The organism is Stenotrophomonas sp. P5_B8, from assembly GCF_054049855.1.
In genome coordinates this window covers 1-725 of record NZ_JBFULO010000819.1, presented here as the reverse complement: position 1 = coordinate 725, position 725 = coordinate 1, and the positions used below count along the sequence as shown (strand labels likewise).

Sequence of the window (725 nt, the reverse complement as noted above, 5' to 3'; positions counted from 1 at the left end):
GTGGTCGGCAGCTTCGGCGGCAAGCTGGTGCGGCTCAGTGGCCAGCAGTTCGTGATCCTCGCCGCGCCGACCCGCTCGGGCAAGGGCGTGGGCGTGGTCATCCCGAACCTGCTGGAATACGGCGAATCGGTGGTGGTGCTGGACATCAAGCAGGAGAACTTCGACCTCACCAGCGGCTGGCGCGCCAGCCAGGGGCAGGAAGTGTTCCTGTTCAACCCCTTCGCCGAAGACCGCCGCACCCATCGCTGGAACCCGCTCAGCTACGTGTCCGATGACCCCGCGTTCCGCGTGTCGGAGCTGATGAGCATCGCCGCGATGCTGTATCCGGACGGCTCGGACGACCAGAAGTTCTGGGTCAGCCAGGCGCGCAATGCGTTCATGGCCTTCAGCCTGTACCTGTTCGAGAACTGGGACGACGAGCGCCGCATGGGCTTCCCGGGCGGGCAGGGCACGCCCACGCTGGGGGCGCTGTTCCGCCTGTCCACCGGCGACGGCAGCGACCTGAAAAAGTACCTCAAGGCCTTGTCCGGTCAGCGTTTCCTGAGCAGCAACGCCAAGTCGGCGTTCGCCAACATGCTGTCCCAGGCCGATGAGACCTTCGCCTCGATCATGGGCACCTTCAAGGAACCGCTCAACGCCTGGATCAACCCGGTGCTGGACAAGGCCACCAGCGACAACGACTTCCTGCTCACCGACCTGCGCAAGAAGAAGATGACCATCTACAT

At 64.4% G+C, this 725-nt stretch carries 1 protein-coding gene; it reads left to right on the top strand.

The genetic code is table 11. From position 1 onward, the window contains the following. A partial coding sequence (locus ACXJKH_RS21635) for a type IV secretory system conjugative DNA transfer family protein (RefSeq protein ID WP_457322465.1) occupies positions 1–725 on the top strand: 725 nt, incomplete at both ends.